Origin of the sequence: Streptomyces sp. NPDC047971, from assembly GCF_040653355.1 — a bacterium.
GTDB lineage: Bacteria > Actinomycetota > Actinomycetes > Streptomycetales > Streptomycetaceae > Streptomyces.
Window position 1 is genome coordinate 63,166 of sequence record NZ_JBEZNW010000007.1, and the last position, 23,058, is coordinate 86,223.

At 72.0% G+C, this 23,058-nt stretch carries 24 protein-coding genes; 20 read left to right on the plus strand and 4 right to left on the minus strand.

Going from position 1 to position 23,058, the window contains the following annotated elements; translation table 11 throughout:
- Positions 1-48: 48 nt before the first annotated feature.
- Positions 49-507 (minus strand): MarR family transcriptional regulator, encoded by a 459-nt coding sequence (locus AB0D99_RS09465; RefSeq protein WP_362358434.1) that lies wholly within the window; start codon positions 505-507, stop codon positions 49-51.
- A 161-nt stretch (positions 508-668) separates the two neighbouring features.
- Here AB0D99_RS09465 and AB0D99_RS09470 point away from each other — a divergent pair, with 161 nt between their 5' ends.
- From AB0D99_RS09470 to AB0D99_RS09525, 12 genes are all read left to right on the plus strand, one after another.
- A complete protein-coding gene (locus AB0D99_RS09470) occupies positions 669-1,421 on the plus strand; it encodes a CoA transferase subunit A (RefSeq protein WP_362358435.1) in 753 nt (250 codons plus the stop codon).
- Positions 1,418-2,074: a CoA transferase subunit B gene (locus tag AB0D99_RS09475; protein WP_362358436.1), complete on the plus strand. Its 657-nt coding sequence runs from the start codon at positions 1,418-1,420 to the stop codon at positions 2,072-2,074. Before AB0D99_RS09470 ends, AB0D99_RS09475 begins: the two co-directional genes overlap by 4 nt.
- A gap of 14 nt (positions 2,075-2,088) precedes the next feature.
- Positions 2,089-2,859 (plus strand): protocatechuate 3,4-dioxygenase subunit beta, encoded by a 771-nt coding sequence (pcaH, locus tag AB0D99_RS09480; protein WP_362358437.1) that lies wholly within the window; start codon positions 2,089-2,091, stop codon positions 2,857-2,859.
- A 6-nt stretch (positions 2,860-2,865) separates the two neighbouring features.
- A complete protein-coding gene (gene pcaG, locus AB0D99_RS09485) occupies positions 2,866-3,432 on the plus strand; it encodes a protocatechuate 3,4-dioxygenase subunit alpha (protein ID WP_362358438.1) in 567 nt (188 codons plus the stop codon).
- Positions 3,429-4,784 carry a 3-carboxy-cis,cis-muconate cycloisomerase gene (pcaB, locus tag AB0D99_RS09490; RefSeq protein ID WP_362358439.1) on the plus strand — a complete coding sequence of 452 codons (1,356 nt, stop codon included), beginning with the start codon at positions 3,429-3,431 and terminating at the stop codon, positions 4,782-4,784. Before pcaG ends, pcaB begins: the two co-directional genes overlap by 4 nt.
- A complete protein-coding gene (gene pcaD, locus AB0D99_RS09495; protein ID WP_362358440.1) occupies positions 4,781-5,920 on the plus strand; it encodes a 3-oxoadipate enol-lactonase in 1,140 nt (379 codons plus the stop codon). The genes pcaB and pcaD overlap by 4 nt, the downstream gene beginning before the upstream one ends.
- A 127-nt stretch (positions 5,921-6,047) precedes the next feature.
- Positions 6,048-6,788 carry an amino acid ABC transporter ATP-binding protein gene (locus tag AB0D99_RS09500; RefSeq protein WP_362358441.1) on the plus strand — a complete coding sequence of 247 codons (741 nt, stop codon included), beginning with the start codon at positions 6,048-6,050 and terminating at the stop codon, positions 6,786-6,788.
- 44 nt (positions 6,789-6,832) lie between these two features.
- Positions 6,833-7,675, plus strand: coding sequence for a glutamate ABC transporter substrate-binding protein (locus AB0D99_RS09505; protein WP_362358442.1), 843 nt, complete (start codon positions 6,833-6,835; stop codon positions 7,673-7,675).
- Positions 7,676-7,685: 10 nt separating this feature from the next.
- Positions 7,686-8,351, plus strand: coding sequence for an amino acid ABC transporter permease (locus AB0D99_RS09510; protein ID WP_362358443.1), 666 nt, complete (start codon positions 7,686-7,688; stop codon positions 8,349-8,351).
- Positions 8,348-9,262 carry an amino acid ABC transporter permease gene (locus AB0D99_RS09515; RefSeq protein WP_362358444.1) on the plus strand — a complete coding sequence of 305 codons (915 nt, stop codon included), beginning with the start codon at positions 8,348-8,350 and terminating at the stop codon, positions 9,260-9,262. Before AB0D99_RS09510 ends, AB0D99_RS09515 begins: the two co-directional genes overlap by 4 nt.
- 129 nt (positions 9,263-9,391) lie before the next feature.
- Positions 9,392-10,987 carry a molybdopterin-dependent oxidoreductase gene (locus tag AB0D99_RS09520; RefSeq protein WP_362358445.1) on the plus strand — a complete coding sequence of 532 codons (1,596 nt, stop codon included), beginning with the start codon at positions 9,392-9,394 and terminating at the stop codon, positions 10,985-10,987.
- Positions 10,988-11,088: 101 nt separating this feature from the next.
- The gene (locus AB0D99_RS09525) at positions 11,089-11,496 is read left to right on the plus strand and encodes an STAS domain-containing protein (protein WP_362358446.1); all 408 of its coding nucleotides are present in this window, start codon (positions 11,089-11,091) and stop codon (positions 11,494-11,496) included.
- Positions 11,497-11,554: 58 nt separating this feature from the next.
- Here the strand turns inward: AB0D99_RS09525 and AB0D99_RS09530 are convergent, their stop codons facing one another.
- Positions 11,555-14,542, minus strand: a complete 2,988-nt coding sequence (locus tag AB0D99_RS09530) for a carbohydrate binding domain-containing protein (protein WP_362358447.1) — start codon at positions 14,540-14,542, stop codon at positions 11,555-11,557.
- A gap of 269 nt (positions 14,543-14,811) precedes the next feature.
- Between AB0D99_RS09530 and AB0D99_RS09535 the strand changes: the two genes are divergently transcribed.
- The 3 genes from AB0D99_RS09535 to AB0D99_RS09545 all read left to right on the plus strand — a co-directional run bounded on the left by AB0D99_RS09535 (position 14,812) and on the right by AB0D99_RS09545 (position 16,636).
- Entirely contained in the window at positions 14,812-15,231 is a 420-nt protein-coding gene (locus AB0D99_RS09535) for a hypothetical protein (RefSeq protein WP_362358448.1), read from the plus strand.
- A gap of 71 nt (positions 15,232-15,302) precedes the next feature.
- Complete coding sequence (gene nadE / locus AB0D99_RS09540) at positions 15,303-16,133, plus strand: ammonia-dependent NAD(+) synthetase (RefSeq protein WP_362358449.1); 831 nt, start codon at positions 15,303-15,305, stop codon at positions 16,131-16,133.
- Positions 16,134-16,243: 110 nt separating this feature from the next.
- On the plus strand, positions 16,244-16,636 hold the full coding sequence (locus tag AB0D99_RS09545; protein ID WP_362358450.1) for a VOC family protein: 393 nt from the start codon (positions 16,244-16,246) through the stop codon (positions 16,634-16,636).
- Positions 16,637-17,057: 421 nt separating this feature from the next.
- On the opposite strand, the gene AB0D99_RS09550 is transcribed toward AB0D99_RS09545, so the two are convergent.
- Entirely contained in the window at positions 17,058-17,990 is a 933-nt protein-coding gene (locus AB0D99_RS09550) for an oxidoreductase (RefSeq protein ID WP_362358451.1), read from the minus strand.
- Between the two features lie 82 nt (positions 17,991-18,072).
- Here AB0D99_RS09550 and AB0D99_RS09555 point away from each other — a divergent pair, with 82 nt between their 5' ends.
- Together AB0D99_RS09555 and AB0D99_RS09560 are read left to right on the plus strand one after the other, a co-directional pair.
- Positions 18,073-18,684, plus strand: coding sequence for a TetR family transcriptional regulator (locus AB0D99_RS09555; RefSeq protein ID WP_362358452.1), 612 nt, complete (start codon positions 18,073-18,075; stop codon positions 18,682-18,684).
- 218 nt (positions 18,685-18,902) lie between these two features.
- Positions 18,903-19,907: a helix-turn-helix domain-containing protein gene (locus tag AB0D99_RS09560; protein WP_362358453.1), complete on the plus strand. Its 1,005-nt coding sequence runs from the start codon at positions 18,903-18,905 to the stop codon at positions 19,905-19,907.
- Positions 19,908-19,995: 88 nt separating this feature from the next.
- Here AB0D99_RS09560 and AB0D99_RS09565 read toward each other — a convergent pair whose 3' ends face one another.
- A complete protein-coding gene (locus tag AB0D99_RS09565; protein ID WP_362358454.1) occupies positions 19,996-20,394 on the minus strand; it encodes a hypothetical protein in 399 nt (132 codons plus the stop codon).
- 310 nt (positions 20,395-20,704) lie between these two features.
- Here AB0D99_RS09565 and AB0D99_RS09570 point away from each other — a divergent pair, with 310 nt between their 5' ends.
- Genes AB0D99_RS09570 through AB0D99_RS09580 form a run of 3 tightly spaced genes read left to right on the plus strand, consistent with a single transcriptional unit; the run spans position 20,705 to position 23,012 of the window.
- Positions 20,705-21,394 (plus strand): ABC transporter permease, encoded by a 690-nt coding sequence (locus AB0D99_RS09570; protein ID WP_362358455.1) that lies wholly within the window; start codon positions 20,705-20,707, stop codon positions 21,392-21,394.
- A complete protein-coding gene (locus AB0D99_RS09575; RefSeq protein WP_362358456.1) occupies positions 21,391-22,065 on the plus strand; it encodes an ABC transporter permease subunit in 675 nt (224 codons plus the stop codon). Before AB0D99_RS09570 ends, AB0D99_RS09575 begins: the two co-directional genes overlap by 4 nt.
- Entirely contained in the window at positions 22,062-23,012 is a 951-nt protein-coding gene (locus AB0D99_RS09580) for an ABC transporter substrate-binding protein (RefSeq protein ID WP_362358457.1), read from the plus strand. The genes AB0D99_RS09575 and AB0D99_RS09580 overlap by 4 nt, the downstream gene beginning before the upstream one ends.
- The last annotated feature ends 46 nt before the right edge of the window (positions 23,013-23,058 follow it).

Sequence of the window (23,058 nt, forward strand, 5' to 3'; positions counted from 1 at the left end):
GAGCCCTGCCCGCGACCGGGCGGGGGTCACCGCACGGGGCCGCCCCGTTCAGGGCGCGACCGGCTCGGCCGGGTCGCGCAGGCGCTCCGCGGCGTCCGACACCCGCAGGAGCAGGCTCATGAACTGTGTCTGCTCCTCGGTGGACAGCGGGGCGAGGAAGACCTGGTTCATCCGTGCCGTCCGCACCGTCAGCCTGCGGTGCGTCCGCTGCCCCTCCTCGGTCAGCCGGAGGAGGAAGCGGCGGCCGTCCTCCGGGTCGCGCACCTTGTCGAGCAGGCCGCGCCGGGTGAGCCGGCTGACGACCTCGGCGATGGTGGAGCGGTCGAGCCCCACGCGCTCGCCCACGGTCCGCTGATCGAGGCCGGGCTCGGCGGTCAGGGCGTTGAGCACGCCGAACTGCGGGGAGGTGATCTCCTCCGAGACCATCGTGTTCCAGAGCAGATGGTGTGCCTGCTGGAGCCGGCGGGCCAGGTGCCCGGGATGGGTGGTCAGATCCACCGCGGCCATCGTCTGCCTCCGGTTGATTCGTCGGTGCACTGAACGATACGCGCCTTCGTCTGTTCACTCTCCCCGCTGTTGACGGTCGTCGGGTCCGGTGCCAGCATGGCGGCATTGCATCAGATGCTCAGTGCACTGACTAATTCTTGAGGGAGTCGGAGGCTTCTCGAATGGACAAGGTGATGGCCACCGCCGCCGAGGCGGTGGCCGACATCGGGGACGGAGCGTCCCTCGCCGTGGGCGGCTTCGGTCTCGGCGGAGTGCCGAACGTGCTGATCGGCGCGGTGCACGGGCGTGGTGTCGGCGGCCTGCGCGTCGTGTCGAACAACTGCGGCGCGATGGACTCCGGTCTCGCCGTGCTGCTCTCCGCGGGACGGATCGCCCGGGTGACGGGCTCGTACATCGGCTCGAACAAGGAGTTCGCGCGCCAGTACCTCGCCGGAGAGCTGGAGGTCGAACTGATCCCGCAGGGCACGCTCGCGGAGCGGCTGCGGGCCGGCGGCTGCGGCATCCCCGCCTTCTACACCCCCGCCGGTGTCGGCACCCAGGTCGCCGAGGGCGGCCTGCCGTGGCGCTACGACGGCTCCGGCGGGGTCGCGCTGGCCTCGCCGCCCAAGGAGGTGCGCGCGTTCGACGGCGTCGAGCACGTGCTGGAGCACGGCATCCGCACGGACTTCGCGCTCGTCCGCGCGGCCCGCGGCGACCGGCACGGAAACCTGGTCTTCAACAAGTCGGCCCGGAACTTCAACCCGCTCGCCGCGATGGCCGGGAAGGTGACGATCGCCGAGGTCGAGGAGCTGGTCGAACCCGGCGCGATCGACCCCGACCACGTCCATCTCCCCGGGGTCTTCGTCCAGCGGGTGGTGGCCCTCACCCCCGAACAGGCCCGGGACAAGGGCATAGAGAAGAGGACCACACGATGAGCTGGACCCGAGAGCAGATGGCCGCCCGCGCGGCCCGCGAACTCAAGGACGGCCAGTACGTCAACCTGGGCATCGGCCTGCCGACCCTCATCCCCAACCACCTCCCCGAGGGCGTGGAGGTGGTCCTCGAATCGGAGAACGGCATCCTCGGCACCGGGCCCTTCCCGGCCGAGGACGAGGTCGACCCCGATCTCATCAACGCCGGAAAGGAGACCGTCACCGTCCTGCCCGGGGCCTCCTACTTCGACTCCGCGCTCTCCTTCGGCATGATCCGGGGCGGCCACATCGACGTCGCCGTCCTCGGCGCCATGCAGGTCTCGGCCCGCGGCGACCTCGCCAACTGGGCCGTTCCCGGCAAGCTCGTCACCGGCATCGGCGGGGCGATGGACCTCGTGCACGGCGCGCGGACCGTCATCGCCGTGATGACCCACACCGCCAAGGACGGAACGCCGAAGATCGTCGAGGAGTGCAGCCTCCCGCTGACCGGCCGGGGATGCGTCGACCGGATCGTCACGGACCTCGGAGTCCTCGACGTCACCGACGACGGCCTCCTCCTCGTCGAGACCGCACCCGGCGTCGACCCCGCCGACGTCCTCGCCAGGACGGCCGCGAAGGTCCGCAGCGCCGTCGACACCCCCGCCCGCCGACCCTGACCCCGGGAACCCCCATGGCCCTCACCCAGTCGGACATCGACACCGAGATCGACGAGCTCCAGAACGCCTACGACAAGGAGCTGGCCGCCGGCGCCGCGCCCCGCAGCCACCCGGCCCGCGACTACGCCCCGTACCGCAGCTCCCTCCTCCGCCACCCCCACCAGCCGCTCGTCGCCGTCGGCGGCGGCGACCCCGAGACGGTGGAGCTGTCCGGCCCCGTCTTCGGGCCGACCGACGTCACCGAGACCGACAACGACCTCACCCGCGGGCACGCGGGCGAGCCCCTCGGCGAACGCATCACCGTCTCCGGACGGCTCCTCGACCGGGCCGGACGTCCCGTGCGCGGTCAGCTCATCGAGCTGTGGCAGGCCAACGCCTCCGGACGCTACGCCCATCTGCGCGACCAGCACCCGGCCCCGCTCGACCCCCACTTCACCGGCGTCGGCCGCACCCTCACCGACGACGACGGCCGCTACACCTTCACCACCGTCAGACCCGGCGCGTACCCCTGGCGCAACCACACCAACGCCTGGCGCCCCGCCCACATCCACTTCTCGGTGTTCGGCACGGCGTTCACCCAGCGGCTCGTCACGCAGATGTATTTCCCCGGCGACCCGCTCTTCGCCCACGACCCGATCCTGCGCTCGGTCACCGACCGCGCCGCCCGCGAGCGGCTCGTCGCCACCTACGACCACGCGCTGTCGCGGCCCGAGTTCTCCCTCGGCTACGCCTGGGACATCGTGCTCGACGGTCCCTCCGCCACCTGGATCGAAGAAGGGCGCTGACCGGCCATGACCCTCCCCCCGACCCCGTCCCACACCGTCGGCCCCTTCTACGGCTACGCCCTTCCCTTTCCCGACGGGGAGCGGATAGCACCGCACGGCCATCCCGACCGGATCGTCCTGCACGGACACGTGTACGACGGCGAGGGCGCTCCCGTCCCCGACGCGCTCCTGGAGTTCTGGCAGGCGGCCCCCGACGGCTCCCTGACCGGCGCCCCCGGTTCCCTGCGCCGCGATCCCGTGACCGGCGGGCACCTCGGCCGCAACGGGACCGACTTCACCGGCTTCGGCCGCGTCGCCACGGACGCCGACGGGCACTACGCCCTGCACACCCTGCCGCCCGGCAACGCCGGACTGCCGTACATCGGCGTCTGCGTCTTCGCCCGCGGACTGCTGCACCACCTCTTCACCCGCGCGTACCTGCGGGACGGCGCCGATCCGCTGCTCGACTCGCTGCCCGCGGCCCGCCGGGCGACGCTGGTGGCCGGGCCCGACGAGAACGGCGCGCCCCGCACCCACCTCTTCGACATCCGGCTGCAGGGCGAGGGCGAGACGGTCTTCCTGGAGTTCACGTGACACCCGATCCCCACGGCACGGAACCACTCGACACCGGCCTGCTGGCCCCGGGGCGGGCCGGCTCGCCGGCCGAGGCCGCGACCGGCGACACGGCCTTCCTCCGGGCGATGCTCGACGCGGAGGCGGCCCTCACCCGCGCCCAGGCCGCCGTCGGGCAGGCGCCGGCCGAGGCCGCCGACGCGGTCACGGCCGCCGCCGACGCCTCCCGCTTCGACGCCCGCGACCTCGCCCTGCGCGCCCGCACGGGCGGCAACCCCGTCATCCCCCTGGTCGCCGACCTCACCGCCGCCGTTCCCGAGGAATGGCGGGCGTACGTCCACCGGGGCGCGACCAGCCAGGACATCATGGACACGGCGACGATGCTGGTCGCGCGCCGGACCCTGGACCCGATCCTCGACGACCTCGGCCGCGCGCAACGGGCTCTGGGCGCCCTCGCCGCGGCCCACCGGGACACGGTCATGCCCGGCCGGACCCTCACCCAGCACGCCGTGCCCACCACCTTCGGACTCAAGGCGGCCGGCTGGCGCTCGCTGATCCTCGACGCCCGGGACCGCCTCCATGCCGTACGGGACTCCCTGCCCGCCCAACTCGGCGGCGCCGCAGGCACCTTGGCGGCCTTCACGGGCTACGCCCGCGGGGCGGACGCGGACGCCGAACGGCTGGTCACCGCCTACGCCCATGAGACCGGCCTCGCCGTGCCCCTCCTGCCCTGGCACACCCTGCGGACCCCGGTCGCCGACCTCGCGGGCGCCCTCGCCTTCACCGCGGGGGCGCTCGGCAGGACCGCGGCCGATGTCCTCACCCTCTCCCGAACCGAGATCGCGGAGCTGTCGGAGGCGGCGGGCGGCGGCTCCTCCGCCATGCCGCACAAGGCCAACCCGGTACGGGCCACGCTCATCGCCTCGGCCGCGCGCCGCGCCCCGCACCTCGCCGCCGTCCTCCACGCCTCGATGGCCGCCGAGGACGAGCGGCCGGCAGGCGCCTGGCACGCCGAGTGGGAGCCGCTGCGCGACCTGCTCCGGCTCGTCGGCGGGGCGGCCCGGGACACCGCGGAACTGGCCGAGGGCCTGCGCGTCCGCGCGGACGTCATGCGGGAGCACCTGGGCCTCACCGGAGGTCTGCTCCTCTCCGAGCGGCTGTCCGTCGCCCTCGCCGAGGCCCTCGGCCGGGCCCGGGCGAAGGAGCTCGTCGCCGAACTCGCCGCGCGGAGCCGGTCGGAGGGCCGCGCGCTCGCCGACCTCCTCGGCGAGGTGCCGGAGCTGAAGGACCTCGCCCTCGACGACCTCACCGATCCCGCCCGGTCGACCGGTTCCGCCGGAGCCCTGACCGACCGCGCCCTGGAGCGACCGTGACCACCGACACCCCCCAGCCGCCCCACCACCGCATCGAGGGGCCGTCCACCGCCCCGGTCCTGATCCTCGGCCCCTCCCTGGGCACCTCCACCGCCCTGTGGGACGCCGTCGCCCCCGAACTGTCGGTGACCCATCGCGTCGTCCGCTGGGACCTCCCCGGCCACGGCGGATCCCCGGCCTCGCTCATCGGCCCGGGAGTGACCGTCGCCGACCTGGCCGGGCTGGTCCTCGCCCTCGCCGACACGCTGGGCGCCGAACGGTTCTCGTACGCGGGCGTCTCGCTCGGCGGAGCCGTCGGCCTGCACCTCGCCGTGCACCACCCCGAGCGGGTGGAGCGGCTCGCCGTGCTGTGCTCCTCGGCCCACTTCGGCGGCTCCACGATGTGGGAGGAGCGTGCCGCGGCCGTCCGTCGCGAGGGTCTGGCCGCGCTCGCCGACAGCGCCGACGCGCGCTGGTTCACGCCCGGATTCACCGTGCCCGCCCTGGTCGACGCCCATCGCGAGGCCGACCCGGACGCGTACGCCGCCTGCTGCGACGCGCTCGCCGCCTTCGACCTCAGGGACCGGCTGCCGTCGATCCTCGCCCCCACGCTCCTCGTCGCCGGCCGCGAGGACCCGGCGACACCGCCGGCGCATCTGCGCGAGATCGCCGACGCCGTGCCCGGCGCCACCCTCACCGAGATCCCCGGCGCCTCCCACCTGGCCCCCGCCGAACAGCCCGAGGCCGTCCTCGCCGCGCTGCGCGGCCACCTCACGGCCGGCTCGGGGCGGCGGGGCATGGAGGTCCGCCGCGAGGTGCTGGGCGACGCGCACGTGGACCGTGCCCAGGCGCGGCAGACGGAGTTCACGGCCCGTTTCCAGGACTTCATCTCCCGCTACGCCTGGGGCGAGATCTGGACCGACCCCACCCTGTCGCGGCGCGAGCGGAGCCTCGTCACCCTCACGGCGCTGGTCGCCCACGGCCATACGGAGGAACTGGCCATGCATGTCCGCGCGGCCCGGCGCAACGGTCTGCGGCCCGACGAGATCGGGGCCGTACTCCTCCAGACCGCGGTCTACTGCGGGGTCCCGGCCGCCAACGCGGCCTTCGCCGTGGCACAGCGCGTCCTCGCGGAGGAGGACGCGCCGGGGGAGTGAGCCGCCCGGCCTTCATGAAAACCATTCTCATCGACCCTCCCTCGCCGGGCCTCCGGCGTGCAGTACACCGGCCGAGGGCGGAGCATGAACGTGAGGAGGGTGGGGAGCGGCGGACCAGGAGGCTGCCATGCCCGACGATCTCGTCGTACTGAGGAACGTCGACAAGCACTTCGGCGCGCTCCACGTGCTGCAGGCCATCGACCTGACCGTCGGCCGCGGCGAGGTCGTCGTGGTCATCGGACCCTCCGGCGGCGGGAAGTCGACCCTCTGCCGGGCCATCAACCGGCTGGAGACCATCGACTCCGGCGAGATCCTCATCGACGGCAAACCGCTGCCCGCCGAGGGGCGGGAGCTGGCCGCGCTCCGGGCCGACGTCGGCATGGTCTTCCAGTCCTTCAACCTCTTCGCGCACAAGACCGTGCTGGAGAACGTCACCCTCGGCCAGATCAAGGTCCGCAAGAAGGAGAAGAAGGCCGCCGAGCAGCGGGCCCGCGAGCTCCTCGACCGCGTCGGGGTCGCGAACCAGGCCGACAAGTACCCCGCCCAGCTCTCCGGCGGCCAGCAACAGCGCGTCGCGATCGCCAGGGCCCTGGCCATGGAACCGAAGGTGATGCTCTTCGACGAGCCGACGTCCGCGCTCGACCCCGAGATGATCAACGAAGTCCTCGAGGTCATGCAGCAACTCGCCCGTGACGGGATGACCATGGTCGTCGTCACCCACGAGATGGGCTTCGCGCGCTCCGCCGCCAACCGCGTGGTGTTCATGGCGGACGGCCGGATCGTCGAGGAGACCACACCCGACCAGTTCTTCAGCAACCCGCGCAGCGACCGTGCCAAGGACTTCCTGTCGAAGATCCTGCACCACTGAACGACGGCACCGCCACGCGCACAGCATCCCCCAGGGGTGATCACATGAACGCTCGCAAGCTCACCAAGGCCGGGGTGGCCGCGGCCGCCGCGCTCGCCCTCGCCTTCTCCGTGGCCGCATGCGGCGACGACGACAGCGGCGGCGCGGCCTCCGACAACGAGAAGATCACCGTCGGCATCAAGTACGACCAGCCCGGCGTCGGGCTCAAGACCCCCGACGGCACGTACACCGGCTTCGACGTCGACGTGGCCACGTACATCGCCCAGCAGCTCGGCCGCGATCCCGGTGACATCGAGTGGAAGGAGGCCAAGAGCGCCGACCGGGAGACGATGCTGCAGCGCGGCGACGTCGACTTCATCGCGGCCTCGTACTCGATCAACGACCAGCGCGAGGAGAAGGTCGACTTCGCCGGTCCGTACCTCCTGGCCCACCAGGACGTGCTGATCCGCGCGGACGACAACTCCATCACCAAGCCCGAGGACCTGAACAACAAGAAGCTCTGCTCGGTCACCGGATCCACGTCCGCGCAGAACGTCAAGGAGAAGATCGCCCCCGACGCGCAGCTGCAGGAGTACGGCGGCTACTCGGAGTGCCTCACCGGTCTGGAGAACGGTGTGATCGACGCGCTGACCACCGACGACGCCATTCTCGCCGGGTACGCCTCGCAACCCGAGTTCGAGGGCAAGTTCAAGCTCGGCGGCTTCAAGCTGAGCAACGAGAACTACGGAATCGGTGTCCAGGAGGGCAGCGAACTCAAGGAGCAGATCAACGACGCCCTGGAGAAGATGGTCGCGGACGGCTCCTGGGACGCGGCCGTGAAGAAGAACTTCGGACCCGCCGAGTACCAGAACGAGCCCGCGCCGGAGATCGGCGTCGTCGTCAAGTAAGTGGGCCGCCGTGTTCGACTTCCTCGAAGGCTACGACCTGCTGGGAGCGTTCTGGGTGACGGTGCAGCTCACCGTCTACTCCGCGATCGGCTCCCTGATCTGGGGGACGCTGCTGGCCGCCATGCGCGTCAGCCCCGTCCCCCTGATGCGGGGCTTCGGCACCGCCTACGTCAACATCGTCCGGAACATCCCCCTCACCGTGATCATCGTCTTCACCTCGCTCGGCCTGTTCCAGACCCTCGGCGTCAACATGGGCGCCGAGGACTTCACCACCATCAACTTCCGGCTCGCCGTCCTCGGACTGATCGCCTACACCTCCGCGTTCGTCTGTGAGGCGCTGCGCTCCGGCATCAACACCGTTCCCCTCGGCCAGGTCGAGGCCGCGCGCGCCATCGGACTCAACTTCCCCCAGGTGCTGCGCCTGATCGTGCTGCCGCAGGCGTTCCGCTCCGTGGTCGGTCCGCTGGCCAACGTCCTGATCGCCCTCACCAAGAACACCACCGTGGCCGCCGCCATCGGCGTCGCCGAAGCCGCCCTGCTGATGCGCGAGATGATCGAGAACGAGGCCCAGCTGATCCTCATCTCGCTGATCTTCGCGGTCGGCTTCATCTGCCTCACGCTCCCCATGGGGCTCTTCCTCGGCTGGGTGAGCAAGAAGGTGGCGGTGAAGCGATGAAGGACAAGCCCACCGTCCTCTACGACGTCCCCGGCCCCCGCGCGAAGCGCCGCAACATCCTCTACACCCTGCTGTTCCTGCTCGCCGTCGCCGGCCTCATCTGGTGGGTCCTGGCGACCCTCGCCGATCAGGGCCAGCTCGAATGGGCCAAGTGGTCGCCGTTCTTCACGGACGCCCGCACCTGGACGACGTTCCTCCTGCCCGCCCTGAAGAACACCCTCATCGCCGCCGCCCTCGCCGTGGTCATCGCCCTGCCGGTGGGCGCCCTCCTCGGCATCGGGCGGCTCTCCGACCACGCCTGGATCCGCGGCGCCGCCGGCACGATCGTGGAGTTCTTCCGCGCCATCCCCGTGCTGATCCTGATGCTCTTCGCCAACGCCGCCTACTCCGAGTTCACCGACATCAGCCCGGAGAACCGCCCCCTCTACGCGGTCGTGACCGGCCTGGTCCTCTACAACGCCTCGGTCCTCGCCGAGGTCGTCCGGGCCGGCATCCTCTCCCTGCCGCGCGGCCAGACCGACGCCGCCAAGGCGATCGGGATGCGCAAGGGACAGACCATGACCAACGTCCTGCTGCCCCAGTCGGTGACCGCGATGCTGCCGGCACTCGTCAGCCAGCTGGTCGTCATCGTCAAGGACACCGCGCTCGGCGGCGCGATGCTCGGCTTCTCCGAACTCCTCGCCTCCGTGCGCCCGATGAGCGCCAACTACGGAGCGAACACCATCGCCAGCTTCACGGTCGTCGCCGTCATCTTCGTCATCCTGAACTTCGCCCTCACCACCTTCGCCGGCCGGCTCGAACGCAGGCTGCGGCGAGCCAAGAAGTCCACCGGCGCGGTCGTCGGCGCCGGCGCCGTCGAAGAGCTCGCGACCCCGGGCGAACACATGGGCCCGGCCGACGGGACCAAGTGAACGACGGACCGGCCGGTGGGGCGGCCGGTTCCGTCGTAGGCGCTGCCGGGGCCGGACACCGCGCCCGAGCGGTCGGCCGTCCGGGTGAAACACCCCCAGTCCGCGGCGGATCGGTGCCGATTGAAAGGCATGACCCTCTCAGCGCCCCCACGCGAGCCCACCCGCACCGACCGCCTGCTCGGCGCGCTCGGCGGACTCGTCGCCGGGTACGTCTCCCTCGCCGTCGCCGAAGTCGTCGCCTCCTGGGTCCGCCCCGAGGCGGGCCCCGTCACCGCCGTCGGCGGAGCGGTCATCGACCTCACCCCGGCCGCGGTGAAGGAATGGGCGATCCGGACCTTCGGCGCGAGCGACAAGGCCGTCCTCCTGGCCGGCATTCTCACGCTCCTCGCGCTCCTGGCCGCCGCCATCGGCCTGCTGGCGCTGCGGAGCAGGCCGGCGGGGGTCGTGGGCGTGCTCGCCCTCGGAGTCGTCGGCGCCCTCGCCGCGGCGGGCCGACCGGACTCCGACTCCGCGGCCGATGTCCTCCCCTCGCTGCTCGGGGCGGCGGCCGGCGCGGCCCTGCTGTACGTGCTGACCGGCCGGCTGCTCGCCCGGCCGGTCACGGCCGCGCCGGAGCGGGCCGCCCGGGCGAGCCGCCGGAGCTTCCTCGTGACCGCGGCCGTCACGGTCCTCGCGGCGACGGGCGCGGCCGCGCTCGCCCGAGCACTCGGCGGTGCCCGCCACGAGGACGCCGTGGCCTCCCGTACCGCGTTCCGGCTGCCCCGGCCGGCGTCCGCCGCACCGGCCGTCCCGCCCGGGGCGCAGCTCGACGTCCCCGGCATCGGCCCCTTCATCACCCCGAACGAGGACTTCTACCGGGTCGACACCGCGCTCGTCGTCCCCAAGGTGGACGCCGACGACTGGCGGCTGCGGATCACCGGCCTCGGCGTCGTGGAGGAGCGCTCCCTCACCCTGCGGGACCTGCTCCGGCGCACCGTGGTCGAGCGCGACATCACGCTCGCCTGCGTCTCCAACGAGGTCGGCGGATCTCTCGTCGGAAACGCCCGCTGGACGGGCGTGCGGCTCGCCGACCTGCTCCGTGAGGCGGGGGTGCGGCCGCCGTCCGAGGGCGGCCCGGCCGACCAGATCGTCGCCCGCTCCTCCGACGGCATGACGATCGGCACCCCGGTCGAGGACGTGATGGACGGCCGCGACGCGCTCCTCGCCTTCGGGATGAACGGCGAGCCCCTGCCCTTCGAGCACGGCTTCCCGGTCCGGATGCTCGTACCCGGCCTGTACGGATATGTCTCCGCCTGCAAGTGGATCGTGGAGATCGAGCTCACCACCTTCGCCGCCTATGACGCCTACTGGGTGCGCGGAGGCTGGGCGGCCGAGGCACCGGTCAAGACCCAGTCGAGGATCGACACCCCGCGCTCCCTCGCCCGCCTGCGCGAGGGCACGGTGATGATCGCCGGGGTGGCCTGGGCCCAGCACCGCGGCATCGAGCGCGTCCAGGTGCGCGTCGACGAGGGCCCCTGGCGGGACGCGCGCCTCGCCACCGAGGACAGCCGGGACACCTGGCGCCAGTGGGTGTTCCCGTGGCAGGCCACCCCTGGCCGTCACGACCTCGCCGTCCGGGCGACGGACGGCGCCGGCGTCACCCAGACCGAGCGCCGCACCGAACCGATGCCCGACGGCGCGAGCGGGTGGCACACCATCGCCGTCACGGTCGAGTCGGTCGAATGACCCCGCCGTGTCCCCCGGAAGTGGATCACTGCTGCCCGGTGGGGTGACCGGGCGGCGTGCCGCGTACGCCCGAGTGGGCCGCAGGGCCGTTGATGGGGTACGTGAGTACCGCGAGCACCGCACCGATACTGACCGAGACGCCCCGGCCCCCTGCGCGTGAGCAGGGAGCGGACACCGCGCCGGGCGGCATAGTCGTCCACTCCTGCGCCCATGTCGGCCCCGCGACCCTGCTGGTCCGGCTGACCGGGGAGATCGACCACTACAGCGCCGCGCCGCTACGGGCGATACTCGCCTCCGCCGCCGCGGACGGCTGCACCGAGCTGATCCTGGACGCCTCGCGGGTCACCTTCTGCGACTCCGGCCTCCTCGCGGTCCTGGACCAGTGGTCCCGGCTCGGCCGCCGCTACCGCATCGACGCGCCCCCGGCCGTCGTCCTCAGGCTGCTGCGGGTCTCGGCGGGCACCCTGGTCTCCCCCCGGCCCGGCACGGGGCCCGCCGAGCCGCGATGACGGAGCGGGCCGCGGCGCCGGTGCGCCGCGGCCCTTCCGCACCTCGGTCCCGCCCGGGCTACTTCAGATACGGCCCCGGGGTGCCTATCCGACCGGGGCCGTCAAGGACGTACACCCGCAGGTTGCCCTTGCCCGGCGCCGCGACGGTCAGGGTGCCGTCGGCGACGACCCGCTGGTCGCCGGTGACGGCGTCCGTGTAGGTGCCGTTCGGGATGCCCGTGAAGGTGGCCCCGCCGGTGACCGTGACCAGCGCGAAGCTGTCGGTGGTGCCGCTGGTGTACCGGCGCTTGTACGCCATCGAGCCGCTGATGCCCTCGGTGGAGTACTGGCCCTTCTGCAGGGCCGGGACGGAGCGGCGGATCTGGTTGAGTCGCTGGACGTGCCGGGCCAGCGGCTGGGTCAGGGTCTGGGCGACCGCGCCGCTCGCCGACTCGACGGTGGAGAAGCCGGAGGCCCGCACGTCCCCGGCGAGATGGTCGCCGAAGTAGGCGCGGCCGGTGGTCGCCAGCGGGCAGGTGGGCCCGCAGTCGATCTTCCTGCCCTTCTGGAACTCGATCTCCGAGCCGTAGGAGAGCGTCGGGATGCCGCGGAAGGTCCACATCAGCGACATGTTCTCCGCCCAGGCGTCGGTGCCTCCGGTGTAGCGCTCGCCGCTCTTGTTGGGGCCGTAGTCGTGGCTGTCGACGTAGACGACGTTGTAGGTGGCGTCGTTGTAGCTGTCGTCGGAGTCCTTGCCGTTGCCGAAGGCGTTCTGCGCGTCACCGAAGTTCATGTGCATCCGCATGTCGATGACGTTCATCCCGGAGAACCGGCTGTGGTCCGGCGCGTGGTAGCTGTTGCCGTTCAGGAAGGCGTTGTCGGAGGTGGGTTGGTTCGCCGGGCCCTGCTGCTGCTCGTAGTCGTACATCTCCAGGGCGGCGGCCGCGTCGTCGAGTGCGTACTCCTTGCGCTCCTTCCAGGTGTAGAACTGGGCGGAGTGGTTGACCGAGCCGCGGTTCCACTTGTCGTTGACGAAGGCGGCGACCTCGCCGAAGACGAAGAAGTTCTTGGCGGCCTCCGCGCCGAACCTCTGGGTGACGCGCTCCTGGATGGCGGGCAGGAAGCGGCGGTTCCAGGTGGTGCGCGGGATGTGCACGGCGGTGTCGACGCGGAAGCCGTCGACCCCCATGTCGATGTACTTGTCGTACGCGCCGATCAGGTAGTTCTGCACGGCCGCGGATTCGGTGTTCAGGTCGGCGAGGTCGTCGTGCAGCCAGCAGGAACGGGAGTCCTCGCCCTCCCAGTTGCCGATCCAGCAGTCGTGGTAGAGCGACGTCGGGAACATGCCCGATGTGGGGTTCGGCCACTGGCAGTTGTAGATCCGGTAGCCCTCGGGGGAGGTGTACGGGGTCGGCTTGCCCCAGTCGACGCAGGTGTTTCCGGTGGGCTCGGCGGTCGACCACAGATCGCCGGTGTAGTACGACTTCCCGGACTTCGGCTCGACGGTCAGTCCGTCGTACTCGAAGGAGGAGTCGGGGTCGTCGTAGTACCAGCTCCACTGGCTGTCGCGGACGCCGTACACCTTCGGGGTGAACAGGCCCTTGGCACCCCAGCGCGACGAGTGGTTGTACACGACGTCCTGGTAGATCTTCATGCCCTTGGCGTGGGCGGCGTCGATGAGGTCCTGGTACGAGGCGCCGGCCGATTCGAGCCGGGCGTCCACCCGGTAGAAGTCGTAGCCGTGGTAGCCGTGGTAGTCGTAGTCGGACCGGTTGAGCACCACGGGGGTGATCCACACGGCGGAGAAGCCGAGCCCCTTGATGTAGTCGAGCTTGTCCACCAGGCCCTTGAAGTCCCCCCGGAACATGGGGTCGTCGTTGGCCGCGTTCCCGGACTTCGTGTGCTGGCTGCCGCCGCGGTTGTTGGAGGGGTCGCCGTCGTTGAAGCGTGCGGTGAGGACGAAGTAGACCGGGTCCTCGCGCGGGTCGGTGCCGCGCGGACGGCCCGGGGCGGGGGCCGGGGGCGCCGTGCCGGTGGTCGCCCGTGCGGGCGTCGACGAGGCGGAGGTGTTGCCCGCCGCGTCGCGGGCCCGCACCGTGTAGGTGTAGGCGGTGTTCGCCTCCAGGTCCGTGTCGGTGAGGACGGTGGAGACCACGTCGGTGACCACCGTGCCGCGGGTGCCGCCGGTACGGGTCACCTGATAGCCCGTCACCCCCCTGTCGTCGGTGGCGTGCTCCCAGGTGAGGACGACGGAGGTGCCGTCGGCGCGCGCCTCGATCCCGGTGGGCGCACCGGGTGCCTGGGTGTCGGGGACCTCGGTGGCGCAGGGGTCGGCGGCGTCGCCCGTGACGACCCGGTCCCTGACGGTCGTCGCGCCGGCGGACAGCGTGTAGTTCGCGCCGTTGTTGTTGTCCCAGACGCCGTTGCCGTTGTTGAAGACGGCGCTGAGGGCGGTGGCGGTGCCGAGGTCGACGGTCCGTTTCCACCAGCCGGTGCAGGCGGCCTCCATGCCGATGCCGGGGACGGTCGTCCAAGCTCCGCCGGCCGGGGCGTAGTGCAGGTTGACGGTGGTCCAGCCGAGGGCGGCGGTGGAGTAGTAGACGGTGGCCTGGTTGCCGGGCCCGGGCTCGCCCGGGTCGTCGGCGCAGGGGTCGGAGTGGGCGACCACGCCGTCCCTGACGGTGATCGTGCCGGTGCCGAGGTCGTAGTCGCGGCCGTTGTTGTTGTCCCAGGTGCCGGTGCCGTTGTTGAAGGTGGCCCGCAGTCCCTCCGCCGAGCCGAGGGGGACGGTCGTCTTCACCCAGTCCGTGCAGGCGGCCTCCATCGTCACGCCGGGGACGGTCGTCCAGGAGCCGCCGTCGGGCGCGTAGTGGAGGAGGTGCGCCGACCAGTTCTTGGTCTTCGTGTAGTAGAAGACCGTGGCGGTGTTCTCCGCGGCCGCGGCGGGCACCGGGACCGCGGCGGCCGGGTCGGCCGCGGGAGCGGCGGAGAGCAGTCCGAGCAGGCAGGCGGCGGCCACGGCCGTCACCGGGGCAGGTCCGAACCGCCGGAAGGGAGTGCGTCGCATACGTCACTACTCCGGAGCAGGGCCGCGACGGGGAGGTCGCGGCGGTCGATGGGGCCCGCTCACTCCGAAGCGCCTCGGACCGGAACGGGAGAGCCGACCCCTGACTGAAAGAGCCGTCGGCAACTTGCAGCAAGCACTTGCGAAAGCGGAAATTACCCGTGCATGACAGGGGCGTAAAGGGTCCGCGGCGAGATCTGTGGCGAACGGCGTCGCGGTCGCGCCCGAGGCGGGTGGTCGCCCGGAGCTTGAACGTGTTCAATAATGCGGTCATGAACGTCCCGCGCCCTCGCACCTGGGCCCTGTCCGCCGCCGCGCTCTACCTGGGCACGGTGGCCGTCGCCGGTGTTCTCCACGACGGAGCGACCGCGCCTGCCTTCCCCGGATCCGTCGTCCTCGTCGTGCTGCTGTACGCGACCGCGTCGGCCCTCCACACTGGGGAACCACCGCCCGCGGACCCGGCGCCCGAGCTCGGCCGGCTGGTGCCCCTCGTGGGCGGAGCGCTGCTCAATGTGCTGCTGGTGTGGGCCGCGGTGAGCTTCGCGCGCGTGTTCGTCCGCGACTGCCGGGCGGCCCGCGGGGCGCGTCGTACCCGAGGCGACGAGCGCCGGGCCGACGGGGCGGCGGCCCGGCGGGGCGGGCCCGGGCACCGGGTGCCCGCCGGGCCGCATAGAGTCGACCCCGGCTCGTGAACCGTCGCCCGACCGGCGTGCCGGATCCGCTGCCGGCCCCCGTACCGTCACACCACCCCGAGGAGCACTCCGTGACCGACGCGGCGTCCACCGCCACCCAGCAGCAGATCGCCCGGGAACTCGAGGTCTCCCCGAGCTTCGACCCGCTCGCCGAGATCGAGCGCCGGGTGGCCTTCCTCGCCGAGCGCCTCACCTCCACAGGGCTGCGCGCCCTGGTGCTCGGCATCAGCGGCGGCGTCGACTCGACGACCGCGGGCCGGCTCTGCCAGCTGGCCGTCGAGCGGGCTCGCGCCGCCGGACACGACGCCACCTTCTACGCCATGCGCCTGCCGTACGGCGTCCAGGCCGACGAGAAGGACGCCCAGCTCGCGCTGGGATTCATCGCCGCCGACCGGGTCCTGACCGTGGACGTCAAGCCGTCGAGCGACGCCGCCCTCGATGCCGCCCTGGCCGGGGGTGTCGTCTTCCGGGACGCCCACCACCAGGACTTCGTCCAGGGCAACATCAAGGCCCGCCAGCGGATGATCGCCCAGTACGCCGTCGCGGGCGCCCACGACGGTCTCGTCGTCGGCACCGACCACGCCGCCGAGGCCGTCTCCGGCTTCTTCACCAAGTACGGCGACGGCGCGGCCGACGTCGTCCCGCTGACCGGTCTGACCAAGCGCCGGGTGCGCGCCGTCGCCGAGGCGCTCGGGGCCCCTTCCGAGCTGGTGTGGAAGACGCCCACGGCCGACCTGGAGACCCTCGACCCGGGCAAGCCCGACGAGGACGCGCTCGGGGTCACGTACGACGACATCGACGACTTCCTCGAGGGCAAGCCGGTGGCGGAGCCCGCCTTCGCCTCGATCGTCCGCCGCTACGAGCTCACCGACCACAAGCGCCGGCTCCCGATCGCTCCCTGAGAGTGATGTGCGGCCACCATCCGGACGCGAGCCCGCGTGGCGGGCGTCCGGTAGGTGGTCGCCTTGGTGTGCCCTCGGAATCCCAGGGTCCACACGAAGGAGACAACGGCATGTTCGGACAGACGAAGGCGTTCAGCGGCTTCTCGGTCGACGATCTCGGCAAGGCCCGTCAGTTCTACGGCGAGACCCTCGGCCTCCCGGTCGAGGAGAGCGGGCAGGGCGACATGCGGATGCTGACCATCAAGCTGGGAGGCGGCGCGAACGTCTTCGTCTACCCGAAGGACAACCACACGCCCGCGTCCTTCACGATCCTGAACTTCCCCGTCGACGACATCGACGTCGCCGTCGACGAGCTGACGAGGCGGGGCGTGAGCCTGGAGCGGTACACGGAGTTCGAGCACGACGCCAAGGGCGTCGTCCGGGGCCCCGGCTCCGAGGGACCGGCCGCGATCGCCTGGTTCACGGACCCGGCGGGCAACGTCCTCTCCGTCCTCCAGGAGTAGACCTCCCCGCGCAGACGGCCCGGCCACGAACGAGGGGGCCGGGCCGTCGTTCGGGACAGCACGGATGCCGGCGTTAGTCGCCGACCACTGTGATCGGGCAGCTCTGCCACTGCCTCCAGCACGGCTGCACCTGCGACGAGGCCGTTGCCCTCCCGTCACCACATGCCCTGGTGGTGGCTGCCCAGCCGCCCTATGGGCGCCGGCGGCCGCACCCACGACGCGAACCGCCGGCCAGGAGCCGCGTCGTCGCGCCGGTACCGCAGAACGGATTCCTGCACGACCGCGACCCGTTCCGCTGCGATGAGGCAGGTGACGGGCTCCAGCCCACCCGCGTCCGCCTGCCGGGATCCGTTCCCAGGTGCCGTCCACTGCCCACCTGATCAGCCGTTTGTGATCCCCCTCCTCGAAGCCGCTCGCGGCGTCAGACGTTCGGGAGGGGGAAGCGGACGCCGGTCAGTCGCTCCGACACGTCCCACAGGCGCCGGCCGGTCTCGACGTCGGCGGCTGAGGGGGCGAGCCGTACCGTCTCGGGAGCGCCGCGGAGTTCGCCCATGCCGCCAGGGCCGATGAACCGGCCGCTGTGGGCGTCGGCGTCGGTCGCGGCGAACAGCTGGGGGAGCGCGCCCTGGTCCGGGGCTTGGGCGAGCGGGGTCAGGACGCGGCCGAAGAGCAGCTTCACCATCCCGACCGGCGAACTCGTCTGCAGGTTGGTGGCCGTGTAGCCGGGGTGGGCGAGCAGGCTGCGGACGGGGCTCTCGGTGGCCGCCAGGCGCCGGTGGAGTTCCTGGCCGAAGACGGCGTTGGCGAACTTCGACTGGTTGTAGAAGCCCATCGGTGAATACCGGCGCTCGCCGGAGAGGTCGTCGAAGAAGATGCGCCCCCGCCGATGGTTGATCGAGCTCACCGTGACCACGCGGGGGTCCTTCCCCGCTGCCACCAGGTCGAGCAGCAGTCCGGTGAGCGCGAAGTGGCCGAGGTGGTTGGCGGCGAACTGGATCTCGTGCCCCTGCGCGCTGAGCGTCCGCGGTGGCGCCATCACCCCCGCGTTGTTGATGAGGACATCCGGGCGGACGCCTTCGGAGCGCAGTCGGTCGGCGAAGGCGTGGACCGAGTCGAGATCGGCCAGGTCGAGGCGGCGCACCTCCAGGTCGGCGTGCGGCTGATCGGCGGTGATCTCCGTGGCCGCCCGTCGGCCCCTGGCCTCGTCGCGTACGGCGAGGATCACCCGTCCGCCCTTGCGGGCGACCGCACGGGTGGTGGCCAGTCCGAGTCCGCTGTTCGCCCCGGTGACCACGAACACCCGGCCCGTCTGGTCCGGAATGCGTTCGGCTGTCCAAGCATGCTGCTGCGTCATGTGTCACACGTTGCCCTGCGTGTCACCGAGTGTCAATCCTGTCTTTTCATGCCGCAGACGGCGTGGCGTGTAATATGACGGGGTGAGCAACCGTCCTGAAGCGAGCCTGGCCCAGCGCAAGCGTCAGCTCGTCTCCGACGAGCTGAGCGAGGCCGCACTCATCCTGATGGCGCGGAAGGGCTTCGACGGCGTCACGGTCGACGAGATCGCGGCCGCCGCGGGCGTGTCGAAGCGGACGTTCTTCCGCTACTTCGCGTCCAAGGAAGACGTGGTCGTCCAGTTCCTGACGGAGATGGGCGCGGGCATGCGCGCCGAACTCGCGGGGCGACCGGCCGCGGAGCGCCCCTCCGTCGCGTTGCGGCACACCATCTGGGCCTCCATCGACGCCTGCGCCGGTCACGCCGACCGGGCGCTGCTGGTGGTCCAGCTGATCCTGCGCACGCCGGCGCTGCTCGCCCGCTTCCTGGAGCGCCAGGCGCACTGGCGTGACGACCTGGCCGCGGAGCTGGCCGACCGGGTGGGTCTGGATTCGGCGACCGCCCTGTATCCCCGACTCGCCGCCGCAACGGCCCTGAACGCCTTCGAGGTCGTCCTCCACCTGTGGAGCGAAAGCGACGGTGCGGAGGATCCGGCCGCGCTGACCGACCACGCCTTCGCCCTCGTCGCCCCTTCGCTGGACGCCACCCCACGGTAGGGATCGCCCGGACGCCCCGCGGAGACCCTCGGCGAGCGGACGGACCATCCGGCCGGCCGCGTCGATCGGCCGTGACGCTCCGGCCGCACCCCGCGGCACGCCCCGCGCGGCCCGGACGGGACGAAACAGGGCCCGCGTCTCCGTTGAACCTCCGCTTATCGGGTGTTGATGTCCGCGTCCTACGCTCTCCCCGCCGGCCACGCCGAACGGGGGACGTCATGCTCCGCATTCATTTCAGCGATACGGACCTGGCGAGAACGAGGATCGCCGCCGCGCCCGATCCCCTCTGGGAAGTCGCCGCCAGTCTGCACCGATTGCAGTCGCGCCGAGGGCGGTGGGCCTACGCCGGCTGGTACCGCATGGCACGGCAGCGGACGCGGGACAGGGGGCTGGAGCGTGTCCTGCGGAGCGTCCTCCTCCCCCTGTATCCCAGGGCCGCCTACTTTCCCGACTTCCTGACGCCCGCGGACGCGGTAGGGGATCTGGACGCCGGACTGGAATCGCTGCTGGCCACGCCTCCGCGACGGGTCCTGCGGGAAGTGACCATCCTCGACCGCACCGTCGGAGCCCCCGCGTGGGCCGGGCAGCTGGCCCGGCGGGACGTGCGCGCGGAGTTCGCGGGGATGCTGCGGGCGTACCACGACGCGGTGATCACCCCGTACCAGGAAGAGGCACAGGCCCGGATCGAGGCGGAGCGCGCGGCCCGTGCCCGTGGGCTGCTCGACGGCGGAGTCGAGGGCATGCTCGCGGGGCTCGGTCCGATGCTGCGCTGGCGCCCTCCCGTCCTGGAGGCCGTCTATCCCCGACAGGTCGAGGACCGGGACCTGTATCTGAACGGACGTGGGCTCACGCTCGTCCCCTCGTACTTCAACTGGGGCGAGCCGGTCGCCTTCGCGGACCCGGACATGCCACCCGTGCTCTGGTACTCGCTCCTTCACGAGCCGAGCCCACGGGAACTCCCGTACGGCGCCGACGTTCCCGAGAGGTCCCTGGTCGCCCTGCTCGGGCGGGCACGCGCGGTCGCCCTGCGCGCGGCGTCCACCGGTGCCACGACCGGCGAGATCGCCCGGGCCGCGGGAGTCTCGGCGTCCTCCGCCAGCAGACACGCCACCGTGCTGCGGGACGCGGGCCTCGTCACCACCGTCCGCAACGGCCCGACCGTGCTGCACACCCTCACCCCGGCGGGCGCGTCCCTGCTGCGGGCCGCGGGCCGCCCGCAGTGACCGGCACGCCCGTGTCGCCGTCGGCACCAGCCGGGGGCGGGCCCGCCGGTCGTCCACCGGCGGACCCGCCCCGTGCGTACCCTCGCGGTCAGGCGGCGTACGTGCCCGACGCGGAGCCGGTGGTCTGGAAGAAGAACACGAACTCCTGAGAGTCGCGGACGTTGGTGGCGATCACCTTCCACGAGCCCGCGGCGGCCCACTTGTAGTCGCTCTGGCAGTCGAAGGAGCCGCTGCTGAGCTTGAAGCACACCTTCACGTACCGGCCGCTGGAGCCCATCTTGAGGTTGATGTCGTTGCACCTGGCCGACGTCCTGAAGACGCTGGTCGTGGACCGGCCGGACGCCTTCGAGAAGGACGAGGCTCCGTCGTAGCAGCTGACCAGGGCGCTCACGTCGCCCTGCGGAGCGGCGACGGCCACCGTCGATCCGCCGAGTGCCAGAGCGAGGCCACCGGCGGCCGCGGCGAGCGTCTTGAGGTTGTTCCGCATGTCTTCCCCCTAGGACAGGTGTGCATGGCGAGGTCCACTCTGCCGAGCGGTGCGGGGGCCGGCCACGCTGTTGCGGCGGGCCGCAAAAGCCGAGCTCACCGGGGGAGCACGAGATGCCGGGCGTCCGCTTCACCGACGGTGCGCGGCCCTTCCGCCACGCCGGTCCCGTCCGCGCGGAGCGGTCCGCAGCACCAGGCTGCGGAGCGCTCCGCAGCACCAGGCCCGCCCGGGGCCGTTCCGGCCGCGGCGGCGATGGCCCGAACGGCCCGGTCCGCGTGCACCGGGCCACGCCGCCCCCTGGAATGGGGGGATGACCGCGCCCCCGGACGACTGCCTCGCACGCAACGAGTGGATCTGTGGCGCCTACCTGTCCTCCCGGAGCGAGATCCTCGGCGACGCGGTGGTCCAGCATGTGGAGATCACCGCGATCTCCGTCTCCCTCGCGCTGCTGCTCGCCGTACCCCTGGCCGTCCTGGCCAGGCGCTGGCGCTGGGCGGCCGGACCGGTCCTCGGCGTCACCACGATCCTGTACACGATCCCGTCCCTCGCGATGTTCTCGCTGCTCCTGCCGGTCTACGGCCTCAGCGCCTCGCTCGTCGTCGCGGGACTCGTGCTCTACTCCCTCACCCTGCTCGTACGGAACATCCTGGCCGGTCTCCGTGCCGTCCCCGAGGAGACGCGGCAGGCCGCACGCGGCATGGGGTACGGGCCCGTGCGCCTGCTGCTCGCCGTGGAGCTGCCGCTCGCGCTCCCCGCCGCGATGGCGGGGCTGCGCATCGCCACGGTCTCCGCCGTCTCCCTCGTCACCATCGGCGCGATCGTCGGACACGGCGGCCTCGGCAACCTCATCTACTCCGGTATGAACACCTACTTCAAGGCGCAGGTCCTCACGGCCTCCGCCCTCTGCGTGCTCATCGCCGTCGTGGCCGACCTGCTGCTGCTCGGTGCGCAACGGCTGCTCACGCCGTGGACGGCGCGGTCCCGCGGGCAGGCCGCGTGAACACCCTCTCCGCCACCTGGGAGTGGCTCACCAGCGGTGCCAACTGGTCCGGCGACAACGGCGTCCGGAACCGGCTCGTCGAGCACCTCGTCCTCACCGTCGTCTGTCTCGCGCTCAGCTGCGTGATCGCCCTCCCGGTCGCGCTGGTCCTCGGCCACCTCGGCAAGGGCGGAGCCCTCGCCGTGAACCTGTCCAACGTCGGCCGTGCCGTACCCACCTTCGCCGTCCTCGTCCTGCTGCTGCTCAGCCCGGTCGGTGCGTACGGGGACTGGCCGACGATCATCGCGCTCGTCCTGTTCGCCGTACCGCCCCTGCTCACCAACGCGTACGTGGGGATGCGGGGTGTCGACGCCGATGTCGTACGGGCCGCGCGGGGGATGGGGATGACCGGCCCGCAGACGATGTTCCGGGTCGAGGTGCCGCTCGCGCTGCCGTTGATCCTCACCGGCGTCCGCATCGCCGCCGTGCAGCTCGTGGCCACCGCGACCGTCGCCGCACTCGCCGGCGGGGGCGGCCTCGGCCGGATCATCACCGCGGGATTCAACCTCGCCTCCACCCCGCAGGTCGTCGCGGGCGCCGTCCTCGTCGCCCTGTTCGCGCTCGTGGTCGAACTCGTCTTCGTGGGGGCGCAGCGGCTCGCCCCGGCCTGGGCCCGCGGGAGCGGGACATGAGGGGGCGGAGCGCCGCGGCGGCGGCGGCGCTGTGCGCGGCGCTCGCCGGCTGCGCCGCCGGACCGTCGCTGGAGAACCAGGGAGAGGTCACCGGCTCGCCCGGCGACAGCCGTCATCTGACCATCGGCAGCGCCGGATTCACCGAGAGCGACGTGCTCGCCCAGATGTACGCGCTCCTGCTGGAACAGGCCGGATACCGTACGAGGATCATCGCCGTCACGAACCGGGAGATCTACGAACCGGCCCTGGAGAGCGGCCAGATCGACGTCGTCCCGGAGTACGCGGCGACGTTCGCCGACTGGCTGAACGCCAAGGTCAACGGCCCCGAGGCGCCGACCGTCGGTTCGCCCGACCTCGCCACGACGATGACCGCGCTGCGCGGCCTGGCCGGCCCGCGCGGGCTGACCGTCCTCGACGCCGGGGAGGCCGTCGACCAGAACGCCTTCGCCGTCACCGCCGCGTACGCCGCCGAGCACCGGCTCAGGACGCTCAGCGACCTGGGCGCCGCGAAGCTGCCCGTGCGGCTCGCGGCGGGCGACGAATGCGTCCAGCGGCCGTACTGCGCGCCCGGCCTGAAGGAGACGTACGGCATCGACATCACCGCCGTCGACCCGAAGGGGGTCGGCACCACGCAGGCCAAGCAGGCCGTGCAGAGCGGCCAGGACCAGATGGTCCTGACGACGACCACCGACGCCACGCTCGACGCATTCGGTCTGGTCCTCCTCGCCGATGACAAGAACCTGCAGAACGCGGATCACATCGTCCCTGTCGTCAACCGCTCCCGGGCGGGCGGTGAGCGGGTGACGAGCGCCCTGGACCGTCTCAACACCGTCCTGACCACGGCCGATCTCGCGAACATGAACGAACAGGTGGACAACTGGCGCCGCCTGCCGGAGGACGTCGCGCGGACGTACCTCCAGGACAGGAGGCTCGTTCCGGCGCGCTAGACGGGGCTCCTCGGTCGTCGGACGGGGCTCCTCGGTGTCGGTTGCG

Coding starts and splice junctions, on each gene's coding strand:
- AB0D99_RS09465 (WP_362358434.1), bottom strand. CDS start 507: ATGGCCGCGGTGGATCTGACCACCCATCCCGGGCACCTGGCCCGCCGG.
- AB0D99_RS09470 (WP_362358435.1), top strand. CDS start 669: ATGGACAAGGTGATGGCCACCGCCGCCGAGGCGGTGGCCGACATCGGG.
- AB0D99_RS09475 (WP_362358436.1), top strand. CDS start 1,418: ATGAGCTGGACCCGAGAGCAGATGGCCGCCCGCGCGGCCCGCGAACTC.
- pcaH (WP_362358437.1), top strand. CDS start 2,089: ATGGCCCTCACCCAGTCGGACATCGACACCGAGATCGACGAGCTCCAG.
- pcaG (WP_362358438.1), top strand. CDS start 2,866: ATGACCCTCCCCCCGACCCCGTCCCACACCGTCGGCCCCTTCTACGGC.
- AB0D99_RS09500 (WP_362358441.1), top strand. CDS start 6,048: ATGCCCGACGATCTCGTCGTACTGAGGAACGTCGACAAGCACTTCGGC.
- AB0D99_RS09505 (WP_362358442.1), top strand. CDS start 6,833: ATGAACGCTCGCAAGCTCACCAAGGCCGGGGTGGCCGCGGCCGCCGCG.
- AB0D99_RS09515 (WP_362358444.1), top strand. CDS start 8,348: ATGAAGGACAAGCCCACCGTCCTCTACGACGTCCCCGGCCCCCGCGCG.
- AB0D99_RS09520 (WP_362358445.1), top strand. CDS start 9,392: ATGACCCTCTCAGCGCCCCCACGCGAGCCCACCCGCACCGACCGCCTG.
- AB0D99_RS09530 (WP_362358447.1), bottom strand. CDS start 14,542: ATGCGACGCACTCCCTTCCGGCGGTTCGGACCTGCCCCGGTGACGGCC.
- AB0D99_RS09535 (WP_362358448.1), top strand. CDS start 14,812: ATGAACGTCCCGCGCCCTCGCACCTGGGCCCTGTCCGCCGCCGCGCTC.
- AB0D99_RS09545 (WP_362358450.1), top strand. CDS start 16,244: ATGTTCGGACAGACGAAGGCGTTCAGCGGCTTCTCGGTCGACGATCTC.
- AB0D99_RS09550 (WP_362358451.1), bottom strand. CDS start 17,990: ATGACGCAGCAGCATGCTTGGACAGCCGAACGCATTCCGGACCAGACG.
- AB0D99_RS09560 (WP_362358453.1), top strand. CDS start 18,903: ATGCTCCGCATTCATTTCAGCGATACGGACCTGGCGAGAACGAGGATC.
- AB0D99_RS09565 (WP_362358454.1), bottom strand. CDS start 20,394: ATGCGGAACAACCTCAAGACGCTCGCCGCGGCCGCCGGTGGCCTCGCT.
- AB0D99_RS09570 (WP_362358455.1), top strand. CDS start 20,705: ATGACCGCGCCCCCGGACGACTGCCTCGCACGCAACGAGTGGATCTGT.
- AB0D99_RS09580 (WP_362358457.1), top strand. CDS start 22,062: ATGAGGGGGCGGAGCGCCGCGGCGGCGGCGGCGCTGTGCGCGGCGCTC.